This is a genomic window from Bacillus mexicanus (genome assembly GCF_050445615.1).
Classification (GTDB): Bacteria; Bacillota; Bacilli; order Bacillales; family Bacillaceae; genus Bacillus; species Bacillus mexicanus.
Genome location: NZ_JBCEYV010000001.1, coordinates 1,104,825 through 1,117,643 on the forward strand (window position 1 = coordinate 1,104,825; position 12,819 = coordinate 1,117,643).

At 44.7% G+C, this 12,819-nt stretch carries 13 protein-coding genes and 1 riboswitch; of the genes, 1 reads left to right on the top strand and 12 read right to left on the bottom strand.

The genetic code is table 11. The features are described from left to right. Positions 1 to 54: 54 nt before the first annotated feature. The 5 genes from rpoZ to AAGG74_RS05875 all read right to left on the bottom strand — a co-directional run bounded on the left by rpoZ (position 55) and on the right by AAGG74_RS05875 (position 4,860). Complete coding sequence (gene rpoZ, locus AAGG74_RS05855; protein ID WP_162101544.1) at positions 55 to 258, bottom strand: DNA-directed RNA polymerase subunit omega; 204 nt, start codon at positions 256 to 258, stop codon at positions 55 to 57. A gap of 3 nt (positions 259 to 261) precedes the next feature. Then, positions 262 to 876, bottom strand: a complete 615-nt coding sequence (gene gmk, locus AAGG74_RS05860) for a guanylate kinase (RefSeq protein WP_162101543.1) — start codon at positions 874 to 876, stop codon at positions 262 to 264. Positions 877 to 883: 7 nt separating this feature from the next. After that, positions 884 to 1,153, bottom strand: a complete 270-nt coding sequence (gene remA / locus AAGG74_RS05865; RefSeq protein WP_003154355.1) for an extracellular matrix/biofilm regulator RemA — start codon at positions 1,151 to 1,153, stop codon at positions 884 to 886. Between the two features lie 76 nt (positions 1,154 to 1,229). After that, a complete protein-coding gene (locus tag AAGG74_RS05870; protein WP_429674775.1) occupies positions 1,230 to 2,105 on the bottom strand; it encodes a YicC/YloC family endoribonuclease in 876 nt (291 codons plus the stop codon). 82 nt (positions 2,106 to 2,187) lie between these two features. Then, entirely contained in the window at positions 2,188 to 4,860 is a 2,673-nt protein-coding gene (locus AAGG74_RS05875) for a calcium-translocating P-type ATPase, SERCA-type (RefSeq protein WP_429674776.1), read from the bottom strand. Positions 4,861 to 4,981: 121 nt separating this feature from the next. On the opposite strand from AAGG74_RS05875, the gene rqcH reads away from it, so the two are divergent. Further along, positions 4,982 to 6,694, top strand: a complete 1,713-nt coding sequence (gene rqcH, locus AAGG74_RS05880; RefSeq protein WP_429674777.1) for a tRNA modification protein RqcH — start codon at positions 4,982 to 4,984, stop codon at positions 6,692 to 6,694. 38 nt (positions 6,695 to 6,732) lie between these two features. Here rqcH and sirC read toward each other — a convergent pair whose 3' ends face one another. The 7 genes from sirC to AAGG74_RS05915 form a co-directional block, all read right to left on the bottom strand. Beyond that, complete coding sequence (gene sirC / locus AAGG74_RS05885) at positions 6,733 to 7,221, bottom strand: precorrin-2 dehydrogenase (RefSeq protein ID WP_429675241.1); 489 nt, start codon at positions 7,219 to 7,221, stop codon at positions 6,733 to 6,735. Then, positions 7,202 to 7,987 carry a sirohydrochlorin chelatase gene (gene sirB / locus AAGG74_RS05890; protein WP_429674778.1) on the bottom strand — a complete coding sequence of 262 codons (786 nt, stop codon included), beginning with the start codon at positions 7,985 to 7,987 and terminating at the stop codon, positions 7,202 to 7,204. The genes sirC and sirB overlap by 20 nt, the downstream gene beginning before the upstream one ends. 1 nt (position 7,988) lies before the next feature. Beyond that, the gene (cobA, locus tag AAGG74_RS05895; protein WP_429674779.1) at positions 7,989 to 8,762 is read right to left on the bottom strand and encodes a uroporphyrinogen-III C-methyltransferase; all 774 of its coding nucleotides are present in this window, start codon (positions 8,760 to 8,762) and stop codon (positions 7,989 to 7,991) included. 98 nt (positions 8,763 to 8,860) lie between these two features. Further along, complete coding sequence (gene cysC / locus AAGG74_RS05900; protein ID WP_162101536.1) at positions 8,861 to 9,454, bottom strand: adenylyl-sulfate kinase; 594 nt, start codon at positions 9,452 to 9,454, stop codon at positions 8,861 to 8,863. 12 nt (positions 9,455 to 9,466) lie between these two features. Beyond that, the gene (gene sat / locus AAGG74_RS05905; RefSeq protein WP_225494068.1) at positions 9,467 to 10,615 is read right to left on the bottom strand and encodes a sulfate adenylyltransferase; all 1,149 of its coding nucleotides are present in this window, start codon (positions 10,613 to 10,615) and stop codon (positions 9,467 to 9,469) included. 48 nt (positions 10,616 to 10,663) lie between these two features. Then, the gene (cysP, locus tag AAGG74_RS05910; RefSeq protein WP_162101534.1) at positions 10,664 to 11,728 is read right to left on the bottom strand and encodes a sulfate permease; all 1,065 of its coding nucleotides are present in this window, start codon (positions 11,726 to 11,728) and stop codon (positions 10,664 to 10,666) included. Between the two features lie 11 nt (positions 11,729 to 11,739). After that, a complete protein-coding gene (locus AAGG74_RS05915) occupies positions 11,740 to 12,441 on the bottom strand; it encodes a phosphoadenylyl-sulfate reductase (protein ID WP_162101533.1) in 702 nt (233 codons plus the stop codon). Positions 12,442 to 12,604: 163 nt separating this feature from the next. Beyond that, a riboswitch (SAM riboswitch) is annotated at positions 12,605 to 12,710 on the bottom strand. Positions 12,711 to 12,819 lie beyond the last annotated feature (109 nt).

The window sequence follows — 12,819 nt, forward strand, 5'->3', positions numbered from 1 at the left end:
AAACCGCACGGAAAAAAATAACAACCTACATGATATAGGTTGCTACTTGTGCTACTATTCGTGGTCTTCCTTTTCAAACGAAAGCAGGCCTGCATCAATTTCTTCTAAAGCTTTGCCTACATATTTGTGTGAAATCGTATGTTCAATCATTTGGTCTTTTCTGATTTGCATTTCACGGGCACGTCTCGCGGAAACAGTCACGAGTGTGTATTTAGAATCTAATTTATTCATCAAAGAGTCAATTGACGGATCTAACATATGTTATTCAACCTCCAGCATTTTCTTATATCTTGGTGCAACCCGCTCGCGCTTCAAATGTTCAGCGAGAACGATTGCTTTGATTTTATCGCAAGCCTTTTCAACATTATCGTTTTCAACGACATAATCATAAGCATCCATCATTTCGATCTCAGCTTTTGCGGCTTTCATTCGATTTTCAATCAGAGCATCTGTTTCTGTTCCTCGTGTCACGATTCTGTTCTTCAGTTCAGAAAGGCTTGGAGGCGCAAGGAAAATAAACAGGCCTTCAGGGAAAGCATTTCTCACTTGAAGGGCGCCTTGAACTTCGATTTCTAAAAAGACGTCTTTTCCATCTTGAAGCGTCTGTTCAACATAATCGACAGGCGTACCGTAATAATTGCCGACATACTCTGCCCATTCAAGCAGCTTATTGTCTGCAATCATTCGCTCGAATTCTTCTCTCGTTTTGAAAAAGTAATCGACTCCGTTCACTTCGCCCTCACGCGGACTTCTTGTGGTTACTGAAATCGAATATTCAAATTTTGTGTCTTCCTGCGAAAAGATCGCTTGCCGAACCGTTCCTTTACCAACTCCTGAGGGACCTGAGAGAACGATTAATAACCCTCTTTCTTTCATGCGGCAATTATCCCTGCCCTTCATCCATAATTTCTTCTTTAACAGAAAGTCTGTGTGCAACTGTTTCAGGCTGGACGGCAGATAAGATAATGTGATCACTATCCATGACGACAACTGCACGGGTTCTTCGTCCGTATGTAGCGTCAATTAGCATTCCGCGGTCTCTTGCATCCTGAATCATCCGTTTGATTGGCGCAGACTCCGGGCTCACAATCGAAATCATCCGATTAGCGGAGATAATATTGCCAAATCCGATATTAATCAGTTTAATCGTCATCTTCTACGTTCCCCCTGTAAAATAGACGTCTCTAGTTTAACCTAGTAAGCCCGTCTGTAAACAATACGCACAGTCACTATTCTATATTTTGCACTTGTTCTTTTATTTTTTCAATAGAACTTTTCATTTCGACGACAAGCTTTGTGATCTGATGATCATTTGCTTTCGAGCCGATTGTATTTGCTTCCCGATTCAGCTCCTGAACGAGAAAGTCGAATTTGCGCCCGACAGCTCCGCCTTCAGCTAATATATCACGAAACTGGGCGAAGTGGCTCTTTAACCTGGTAATCTCTTCAGTAATATCAGAACGGTCTGCAAATATAGCGCATTCTGTTACAAGCCGGCTCTCGTCTAATACATCTTCAGTCCATTCTTTTATTCTGGCATATAGCCGTTCCCGATAGCGAGATACGACATCCGCTGCCAGCAATTCAGTTTCTTTCACCAGCTCTTCAAGCTGATCGATATGCGTCAGGCAGTCTTTCGCTAAAAGCTGTCCCTCTTTTTCACGCATTTCACAGAGACCTTTTACCGCATCCTCTGCAGCAGCGATGAGCAATGCCTCCAACTTGTCATTTTGCGTCTGTTCTTCATGAATCTGAACGACATGATCAAGCTTGAAGAAATCCATGACATCAGGCTCTGCAGGCAATTGATACCGTTTCTTCATATCTCCCGCAGCTGTGACAAACTCATCGAGCAGCGGCCAATCAATTTCAAGTCTTTTCTCTACAAGCATATCGCTATCAACGGATACAAAAAGCTCAATTCTTCCGCGCTGGATATGCTGCAGAACCGTCTGTTTCAGCTTATCTTCAAAATATAGCAAAGGCCTTGGCAAACGAGCGTTCACTTCTTTAAACCTGTAATTCACAGATTTAAGCTCAACGCTTACAGAGAGATCGTCTTGTGTTTTGCTTGCACTGCCGAAGCCTGTCATACTTCGTATCATTTTAAAACACCCAATTCTTCCCTGTTTTCATAATAAAAGGGCAATAGACATGCTATTACCCCTAAGATTATATCATATGAATTTATTTTTTTCTTGTCAAAAGTGACCCAGCCAGCAAAAAAGTAGGGATAGCGGACATGCCGATGACGAGCATCCAGTCTCCCGGCGTGATGGCCACAGTCTGGAAGATCGGCTGAAGCGGCGGATAGTAGATCACAACAAGCATCAGCAAAATGGATGACAATACCGCACCGATCAAGTACATATTTTGAAACGGATTTCTGGAAAAAACAGATGTCTCGCTGCGGCAGTCAAAAACATGAATGAGCTGAGCCAGCACCAATGTGGCAAATGTGATCGTCTGGGCATAAGCCAAGTTCTCGGGATTCCGATGATACACAATAGTAAACGCTAGTATCGTAGCAGCTCCAATTAAAAACCCTCTGGAGATGACCTTCCATCCAAGCTTGCGGGCAAACACCCCTTCTTTCGGATGACGAGGCTTCCGCTTCATTACGTCTCCTTCCGGCTGATCCATGCCAAGAGCCATTGCCGGCAATCCGTCCGTCACCAAGTTGACCCACAAAATCTGAATCGGCACGAGCGGCAAAGGGAGGGCGAGCAGCATCGCAAACAGCATGACAAGGATTTCTCCGACGTTAGAAGCCAGCAGGTATCTGATAAACTTTCTGATATTTTCATAGATGTTTCTGCCCTCTTTTATCGCAGATTTGACCGTGGCAAAATTATCGTCCACGAGGATAAGGGATGATGCTTCTTTGGCAACATCTGTTCCGGTAATACCCATAGCGACTCCGATGTCAGCTTGTTTAATAGCCGGGGCGTCATTGACGCCGTCTCCAGTCATCGCCACAATATGCCCGTTTTCCTGATAAGCTTTTACGATTTTCAGCTTGTGCTCAGGAGAAACGCGGGCAAAGACATACACATCCTCCACCGCATGAGAAAGCTCTTCTTGAGAAAGTTCATTCAGCATCTTGCCGTCCATGATTTTGCCGTTTTTCGGAAGGAGGCGCAAATCTTTCGCAATCGCTTTAGCGGTCTCCACATGATCGCCTGTAATCATGACGGTCTTAATGCCGGCTTCACGGCATTCTTTAATCGCTTGTCTGACCTCCGGCCGCGGGGGATCAATGATTCCAGAAAGACCGAGCATCGTCAAGTTTTTTTCCGCCTGCTCCATAGACGGTGTTTCACCTGCTTTTACCGGCTTATAGGCGACTGCTATCGTTCTGAGCGCTTGGGATGCCAGATGTCTTAATACCGCCTCTGTTTCTGCTTTTCTCTCATTTGAGAAAAGTGCCGCTGAGCCGTCATAATAAATACGGGAAGAACGCTGCATCAGCACGTCGGGAGCGCCTTTTGTAATGATATACCGCTTTCTGTCTGGACCTTCTACAATGACAGTCATCATTTTCCGTGCAGAGTCAAATGGAAATTCCTCAATCACCCGGTAGTTTGCTTTAACAAACTCCTTTGAAAAACCGCCTTTTCTTGCCGCGGTGAGCAGCGCTCCCTCTGTTGGATCTCCGTCAAGCACATATTCGCCGTCTCTTTTCTCAATATTGGAATTGTTACAAATCGCTCCGAACAGCAGCATTTGCTGAAGCGGCATATGCTCCTTCACACTAATCTCTTTTTCTTTCAATGTGAAGCTTCCTTTCGCTTCATAGCCGGTTCCTGTCACTCTCCATGTTTTCCCTCCGGACCAAACATGAGTTACCGTCATTTTGTTTTGCGTCATTGTTCCTGTTTTATCTGAACAAATGATAGACGTACATCCAAGCGTTTCAACCGCCGGGAGCTTCCTTACGATTGATTTTTGCTTAATCATCCGCTGCACGCCAAGCGACAGCGCCACTGTTACAATTGCCGGGAGCCCCTCTGGAATCGCGGCGACTGCTAACGACACACCCGCTAGAAACATGCTATAAAGATCATGCCCCTGGATAACACCGACAGCAACAACAAGCACCGTTAGAAGCAAGGCAACTATGATTAAAATCTTCCCTAGCTGCTCCAGCCTTCTTTGCAGCGGGGTTGACAGCGTCCCAGCTGAATCAAGCATATCGGCAATTTTCCCCATTGCCGTATTCATTCCCGTACCCACGACGACCCCAACACCGCTGCCGCGGGTCACAATCGTACCCATAAATGCCATGTTGGTAATATCGCCGAGCGACACATCCGGTTTTTTCAATTGATCAGCATGCTTCACAACCGGGATTGATTCCCCGGTCAGCGTCGATTCTTCTATTTCAAGGCTTTTCGCTTCGACAATTCGAACGTCTGCGCCAATCCTGTCACCGCTCGTAAATTTCACAATATCCCCTGGCACAAGTTCCTTAGAAGGGATCTTTGTCCAGCTTCCCTCCCTGAGCGCCATGACATGCGGAGTTGAAAGTCCTTTTAAGGCCTGAAGAGATTTCTCAGCACGCCTTTCTTGAAAGAAGCCGAGTATGCCATTCACAAACACAATCGCAACAATTGCAACCGCGTCTACATATTCACCAAGAAATCCTGAGATTAACGTCGCTGCCAAAAGCACAAGCACCATAAAATCTTTGAACTGTGCGAAAAACAAGAGAAGCGCTGATGTTTTTTCCCCTTCTTGCAGTTCGTTTGGCCCATGCTTGTCGAGGCGTTTTTTCACCTCTTTTTCTGTTAACCCTTGTTTCATGGACGTATTGGTTGCCTCTAGTAAATCTGTTTGTCCCATTTCATGAAACTTCATTCCGTTCGTCCACTCCCCTGCTCTCATATAGAGATATCACTCTATAAGCATGCTTATTCTGACTCGTCCCATTTCATGCTATAATTATCGAATGCAGGAAGAATGAGAGGGTGTATTGCATATGTCGTTTGATGGTGTGTTTACATACGGAATGACACATGAACTGAACGAGAAAATAACGGGCGGACGAATTACGAAAGTCCATCAGCCATATAAGCATGATGTGATTTTTCACATCCGTGCCAATGGAAAAAACCAAAAACTTTTATTATCAGCACATCCGAGCTATTCACGGGTGCATATCACGACACAGGCTTACGAAAACCCAAGTGAACCGCCAATGTTTTGCATGCTGCTGAGAAAACATATCGAAGGCGGATTTATTGAAAGAATTGAACAAGCGGGCTTAGACCGCATTATGATTTTCCATATTAAAAGCCGAAATGAAATTGGCGATGAAACCGTTCGAAAGCTTTATGTAGAAATTATGGGACGCCACAGCAATATCATTTTGACAGACGGAGCAGAAAACGTAATTATCGACGGACTTAAGCATTTATCACCGTCAATGAACAGCTATCGCACCGTACTGCCCGGCCAGGATTATAAGCTTCCGCCGGCCCAAAACAAAATCTCACCGCTGGCGGCAACAGAAGACGATATTTTACGGCATCTCCATTTTCAAGAAGGCCGGCTGGATAAACAAATTGTCGAGCACTTTTCAGGCGCGTCTCCGCTTTTTGCCAAAGAAGCGGTTCACAGAGCGGGTCTTGCCAATAAAGTCACATTGCCAAAAGCATTGCTGGAGCTTTTTGCTGAAGTAAAAGAGCACCGCTTTATTCCCAACATTACAACCGTAAACGGAAAGGAATATTTTTACCTACTGGAGCTGACGCATCTAAAAGGCGAAGCGCGCCGTTTTGATTCACTAAGCGAGCTGCTCGATCGTTTTTACTTCGGAAAAGCTGAACGAGACCGCGTCAAACAGCAGGCTCAGGATCTTGAACGATTTGTTGTCAATGAACGAAAGAAAAATGCCAACAAAATCAAAAAATTAGAGAAAACACTGGAGTATTCAGAAAACGCGAAGGAATTCCAGTTATACGGCGAGCTCTTAACAGCGAACTTATATATGCTGAAAAAAGGCGATAAACAGGCTGAGGTCATCAACTATTATGATGAAGAAAGTCCGACAATCACCATTCCTTTAAACCCGAACAAAACGCCTTCTGAAAATGCGCAGGCTTACTTCACGAAGTATCAGAAAGCGAAAAATTCGGTTGCGGTTGTCGAGGAGCAGATCAGGCTGGCGCAGGAAGAGATCGAATACTTTGACCAGCTGATTCAGCAGCTTTCGTCTGCTTCACCCCGAGATATCAGCGAAATCAGAGAGGAGCTTGTCGAAGGCAAATATTTACGCCCTAAGCAGCAAAAAGGGCAGAAAAAACAAAAGCCGCACAACCCGGTTTTAGAAACATACGAATCCTCCTCAGGCCTGACAATTTTAGTAGGGAAAAACAACCGCCAAAATGAATACTTAACAACAAGAGCGGCCGCGAGAGACGATATTTGGCTTCACACGAAGGATATTCCCGGTTCCCACGTTGTCATCAGAAGCAGCGAACCGGATGAGCAAACAATTCTAGAAGCAGCCACAATTGCAGCTTATTTTTCAAAAGCGAAAGAATCAAGTTCAGTGCCTGTAGATTATACAAAAATCAGGCATGTCAAAAAACCGAACGGCGCGAAGCCCGGCTTTGTCACCTATGACAGCCAGCATACCGTCTTTGTCACACCTGATGCTGATACCGTCATTAAGCTGAAAAAAAGCTGAGCCGCATAAAGAAAAGCCAGAGCATTGTACGCTCTGGCTTATTTCTTCCTTCTTATTTGATAAAGGCTGTCAACTTCGGCAACAAAATCGCCGTCAATTTGCTCATTCACTTTTTCAGCCAGCTGCTTTGTGTGCTTCGGACTGGCTCCGTTTGTCGAAACAGACACTGTGACATGCCCTCTTTTTACAATTTTCGGTATGTACACGTTGCCAAGCTCAGCATCACTGACACAATTGACAAGCTGAAAAGGCGAAACGGAGTGGGCAATTTCTTTGTTCACTGCCGCATTATCCGTCGCGGCAATAATCAAAAAAGCGTCTTGGTAATCTTCTTTCTCAATCGCGCGGCTGATCAATCTGATGCGGTGATTGTCTGCCATCTGCTTGATCTCCGGTTCAACCTCCGGACTGACAAGCGTAATATCAGCCCCCTCAGAAAGCACTGTTTTCAGCCTCCTGAGAGCGATGCTGCCGCCTCCCGCAATGACAACCTTTTTCTTTTCCAGGCTAATGTGCAGCGGGAGCATATGGACCTCCGTCAAAATCAAATTGCCCCTTAGGATTTTCGGCAGTTTCTCTCACTCGGTTCAAAAATGCGTTTTTTACATGAGGGTGGAAACCGATATAGGAAGAGAGATAGACATTTGGATTATAAGCCTTTAATTTCTGAACCTCTCGTTCGATTTCTTTCATCAACATACCCGTAAAAAGCAAATATGGAACGACGAATGTGGTCAAGCCGTCATCTGTTTTGAGTTCTGAAAAAACCTCTTTGTAATTTGGACCGCATGCTGTTAAAAAGCACGGGATGACTTCCTTGACCGGAATCATATGTTGAAGAAGGCTGGCAATACCTTTTACGTCTCTTTTTACAGCGGGATCTGAACTTCCCCTCCCGATGAGCACGACTCTGGCATTTTCATACGGAACTCCTATATCTTTCATTCGGTGATAGACGGCTTTGACTACTTCTTCATCAATTCCAATCGGATTTCCGTACGAAATGCGGACTGAAGGATAGCGGGATGCAGCGCGCGCAATTTCTTCGGGAATATCATATTTTGCATGCGCAGCTGTTAAAAGAAGCAGAGGCACCACTGCGATATGAGTCGCGCCTTGCTTCACACACGCTTCAAATCCTTCCTCAATTGACGGCTCCTGAAGCTCTAAAAAGCTGATTTCCTGTACAGGCGCAGAGATATGCGCCTTGCATCCTTCCAAAAAAGCCGCGGCTTCTTGCTGCGCTTTTTTTACCCGGCTGCCGTGACCGACATATAAAATCGCTTGTTTCATTTTACAACGCCTCGCTTAAATCTTGTTTTTTCAGCTCAGATTCAAACCATTCCAGCTTATAGTGATAATTTACAACATTTCCAATGACAATTAAACTCGGATTTTTAATGTCTTCTTTTATCACCGTTTCTGAAAGGGTGTCAACTGTACAAAAAACAGATTTTTGCTTGTCCGTTGTTCCCCAGTGAATAAAGGCTGCCGGCGTAGAACCATCCCGTCCGTTTTCAAGAAGTTTCCTTTCAATCTGCTGTACGTTTTTGATCCCCATATAAATGACAAGTGTATCAATTCCCGTAGCGATCGCTTTCCACTTTTCTTCAAAATCTTCTTCGTTTTTATAGTGGCCCGTTACAAATGCGACATTAGAGCCCGCATTCCGATGAGTAACAGGAATTCCGGCATAAGCGGCTGCCGCGATGCCTGACGTAATGCCGGGGACGATTTCAAACGAAACTCCATTTTCATAAAGGCATTCCGCTTCTTCCCCTCCTCTGCCGAACACAAAAGGGTCTCCGCCTTTCAGTCTGACAACGGTTTTCCCTTTTTGCGCATACTTCACAAGAAATCGATTGATGGTTTCCTGATTCATCGTATGAAAATCTGGAAGCTTCCCGCAGTAGATCAGGTCGGCTTGCTCTTTAGCATATTGCAAAATCTCTTCATTTACTAATCTGTCATATAAAATGACATCCGCTTTTTCAATGGCTTTCAGCGCTTTAATTGTCAGCAGATCAGGGTCACCGGGACCCGCTCCTACAATATATACTTTCCCCATCGTATTTCCCCCGATCTATTCGAGTTCTTCCAGAGCATTCGCTGTAATGTTATTCTCGCTTGCATTCCGGCATCTGAGAAGAACACAGCAGATCACATTCAGCTCAATTTTTGTTTAACAAACTCGATCAGCTGGTTTTTGCATGCTTCACGATCCTGCTGTCCTGAATCAAGAACGAGCTCCGGTGCTTTTGGTTCTTCATAAGGAGAATCAATTCCTGTAAAGAAAGGAATTTCTCCGTTTCTTGCTTTTTTGTAGAGCCCTTTCGGATCTCTTTGTTCACAAATATCGAGGTCGCATTTAATGTATATCTCATTGAATTCGCCTGCTGCCACAAGCTGGCGAACCTGCTCTCTGTCCTCCCGGAAAGGAGAGATAAAAGCAGTAATTACAATGGTTCCCTGCTGAACAAAAAGCTTTGCCACCTCTCCGATGCGGCGGATGTTTTCTTTACGGTCTTCATCAGAAAAACCAAGATCCTTATTTAAGCCGTGGCGGATATTATCCCCGTCCAGCACAATAACTTGGTAGCCCTGCTCAAACAATTCTCTCGCAGCAGCATTGGCAATGGTTGATTTGCCTGAGCCGCTTAACCCTGTCAGCCAGAGAATGGAACTTTTGTGCTTGTTTTTTTGCTGGTATTCTTCTTTTGTAATAGACGCTTCATGCCATACAATATCGCGATTTGTCACTGCCAGTCCTCCTTAAGATACGCCTGCTTCTTCTTTTTTCTTCATTCCTCTGATTAACACTTCTACCACTTCCGCTCGGCTGAATTCTGCTGGCGGGAGGATACCATCTCTCAGCATGCCTCTTACCTTAGTGCCTGATAAAATAACGTGATGTTCTCTGCCGTGAGGGCACGTTTTCGCCGTCCCCATATTTCCACATTTTTCACAGAAGAAGCTATGCTCGAATTTCAGCGGTGTAATCCCCAGCTCTTCGGGTTTAAATGTATCGAACAGCTCCTGCGCCTCGTATGTGCCGTAATAGTCACCTACACCCGCATGATCGCGGCCGACGATGAAATGCGTGCAGCCGTAGTTCTTTCTAACCAGTGCGTGAAAAATCGCTTCTCTCGGCCCTGCATAACGCATCGCTGCTAAAAAGACGCCGAGGAACACTCGGTCTTTCGGATAATAATTATCAAGAAGGACTTGGTAGCTTTCCATCCGTACATCAGCCGGGATGTCATCAGATTTCGTTTCACCTACCAGCGGGTTTAAGAACAAGCCGTCTACTGTTTCAAGAGCTGTTTTTTGAATGTATTCATGCGCTCTGTGAACAGGATTTCTTGTTTGGAAACCGACAATGGTTTCCCAGCCTTTTTCCGCAAACTGGCGTCTTGTTTCGGCTGGTTCAAACGTAAACTCAGGAAACTGCTTTGATGCTTTTTTAATCAAAGTGATTGGTCCGCCGACATATGTATTGCCGCGGCTGAACAGCTTTTTAACACCCGGGTGCTCTTGCTCATCCGTTTTGTATACATTGACCGCTTCTTTTTGTTTATCAGGCACGTATAGATCTTCAACTTGGATAACCCCGTATGTTTCTCCTTCATATGTTAACTTAACCGTTTCGCCGATTGACAGTTCCGCTGCTTTCTCCGCATCGACCGGAAGCGTGATTGGAAGGGACCAGACAACACCTGAAAAAAGACGCATGTTTTCGACAACAGATACGTAATCTTTTTCATTAAAGAAGCCTTCGATCGGGCTGTATGCGCCGATCCCCATTAATTCCAAATCTGCGAAAGAAATTAAATCAAGTTCAATTTCTTTTTGAATACCGCTCACATCATATGATTCATCTACTCTGTTTACTAATGTTCCTCCGTGTGGTGCTAAGCTCATAATATCAATTTCCTCCTAGTTTACTTATAGATTAACTCAGATTAATGGTCAGATTCCCCCGCCTTGTTCGTGGACAGTGCGTCTCTCTTTGCGAATGGCCTTTGTCAGGCTGATGGCACCGCCTGCCGCTAAAAGCACACTTACCATAATAAAGATTGAATAATAATCACCTTTTAAAAACAAAGATACAAGAAGATAAGAAATCGATAAGGATAAAAACGGAGATACAATCCATACCTTCAGCATCGTTTGAACGACTTGTTTATGAAACACGTTCGGGCCGTTTTTGGCCATGCCGATTCCGATAATTGATGATGACGTGACTTGCGCTAAAGGCACCGGCATCCCAAATACAGAACTGATGATCACCAGTCCGGCACCTGTACCGGATAAGAGAATGCCTTCGCCTTTTGCGAATCTCGTAATTTTCTTCCCGTTTGTCTCTAATACCCGCCGGCCTAATAACAGCGCGCCAAGAGCAACAAAAATTCCCCCGTACAAGGTTCCTTTCGCCACATCAAGCACACCGGCCGCAACTAATGGGCCAACGGCATTTGCAACATTGTTCATGCCGGCAGAAAATGCTTCGAAAAATCCGGCACCTAACAAAACAATGCCAAGGATTTTTTGCTTTTTAGAAGATTTAATTTCAATTTTAAAATAACGAAACAGCTTAGATACGAAATAAGTGAAAGCGAAGGCGAACAGCGGGACAACAATCCAAAACGACACAATGACCAAAATTTTGTTTACAAACAATACTTTGTAAGCCACTCCCACTCCGACAACAGCACCGACTGTTACTTCGCTTGTCGATAAAGGAATGCCAAGAAGATTAGCCGTAAAAAGCGAAAGCGCAGCGGCTCCAATAATGATGCAAACAATCGTCAGTGTAATCGTCTGTTCGGGGATAATCCCGGAGCTGATGGTTTTGACGACCTCGCCTCCGCCAATGACCGCCCCTGACAGTACGCCGACTGCACACAGGATTAAAGCGTAGGTTTTTCTTTTGACGGCTCCAGAGCCATAAGCGACTCCCATCGAAGCCGCTGCACCGCTCGCGCCAATATTCATTGCGAAAAACAAGCTAAATAAAATAGCGGCTAGTTCCATTTTCCAGCTCCTTATTCATGCAGTCCGCATTCTGTTTTCGCCATACCATTCCATCTGCCTGAACGTAAATCCTCTGCGGTAAAAGCAGGCGCCGTACAAGGCGCACAGCCAATACTTGGATATCCTTGGTCATGAAGCGGATTGTAGTCCAGCTCATTCCGGGATGTGTATCTCCATATGTCTTTCCAAGTCCAATGGATGAGCGGGCATACTTTTACTGATTTGAATTTTTCATCTTTGTTTAAGAAGTTCGTATTGGCGCGGCTCGGTCCTTGATCGCGGCGCAGACCAGACAGCCAAGCTGGATGTCCTGAAAGCGCCTCTCGTAAAGGAACGATCTTTCTAAGATAGCAGCACTGATTCGGCTCTCTTTCCCACAATTTGTCCCCATGTTCTTCGGCTTGTTCCTCAAGGGTAAGGTCTGGTTTTTTCAAAATGATATTAAGACCCGGATAACGCTCTTTCACTCGCTCAATCGTTTCATAGGTTTCTTTAAAATGAAGCCCTGTATCAAGGAACACAATCTCTGCGTCTTTTTTCACTTTATAAATTAAGTCAATGAGAACGATCCCCTCAATTCCGAAACTGCAGGCATAAACAAGCTCATTGCCATAATGGCCGTATGCCCATTTTAAAACTGACAGCGCTCCTTTATAAGGATCGTCTTCGGGAAATGTAATCGTTGGTTCTTCCCAATTATCATACGTTAACATTTCTCATTCCTCCTTTCGGAGACAAACAAACAGTAGCTTTCTGCCGGTTGTCTTTTCCCATTTGTAATGTGATGTGCGGCTGCTGTTATGACAGACAGCCTTTCTTCCTCTTAAAACAAAAAACTTTCAATCCGGCGGAAAGAAAGACAGGAACAGCATACAGCCCTTATCTTTCAAAATGGATTCATTTTGCTGGAAGTAGCACCTTACAAACTATTGCAGGTTGCCGGGCTTCATAGGTCCAGTCCCTCAGCCGCTCTTGATAAGTTTTTAGATTTGTAGTAAATTTTAGCACAATTCTAACATAAGTCAACCCGACTTTTTTGATAGGATTAATAAAAAAACAGACCCATAGGCCTGTTTTCAATCACATCAAGG

What these genes read in the sequence shown, in the direction of transcription:
- AAGG74_RS05915 (WP_162101533.1), bottom strand. Translation starts at nt 12,441, where the DNA reads ATGTTAACGTATGATAATTGGGAAGAACCAACGATTACATTTCCCGAA.
- AAGG74_RS05870 (WP_429674775.1), bottom strand. Translation starts at nt 2,105, where the DNA reads ATGATACGAAGTATGACAGGCTTCGGCAGTGCAAGCAAAACACAAGAC.
- AAGG74_RS05875 (WP_429674776.1), bottom strand. Translation starts at nt 4,860, where the DNA reads ATGAAGTTTCATGAAATGGGACAAACAGATTTACTAGAGGCAACCAAT.
- rpoZ (WP_162101544.1), bottom strand. Translation starts at nt 258, where the DNA reads ATGTTAGATCCGTCAATTGACTCTTTGATGAATAAATTAGATTCTAAA.
- sirC (WP_429675241.1), bottom strand. Translation starts at nt 7,221, where the DNA reads ATGCTCCCGCTGCACATTAGCCTGGAAAAGAAAAAGGTTGTCATTGCG.
- rqcH (WP_429674777.1), top strand. Translation starts at nt 4,982, where the DNA reads ATGTCGTTTGATGGTGTGTTTACATACGGAATGACACATGAACTGAAC.
- sat (WP_225494068.1), bottom strand. Translation starts at nt 10,615, where the DNA reads ATGAGCTTAGCACCACACGGAGGAACATTAGTAAACAGAGTAGATGAA.
- cysP (WP_162101534.1), bottom strand. Translation starts at nt 11,728, where the DNA reads ATGGAACTAGCCGCTATTTTATTTAGCTTGTTTTTCGCAATGAATATT.
- remA (WP_003154355.1), bottom strand. Translation starts at nt 1,153, where the DNA reads ATGACGATTAAACTGATTAATATCGGATTTGGCAATATTATCTCCGCT.
- gmk (WP_162101543.1), bottom strand. Translation starts at nt 876, where the DNA reads ATGAAAGAAAGAGGGTTATTAATCGTTCTCTCAGGTCCCTCAGGAGTT.
- sirB (WP_429674778.1), bottom strand. Translation starts at nt 7,987, where the DNA reads ATGAAACAAGCGATTTTATATGTCGGTCACGGCAGCCGGGTAAAAAAA.
- cobA (WP_429674779.1), bottom strand. Translation starts at nt 8,762, where the DNA reads ATGGGGAAAGTATATATTGTAGGAGCGGGTCCCGGTGACCCTGATCTG.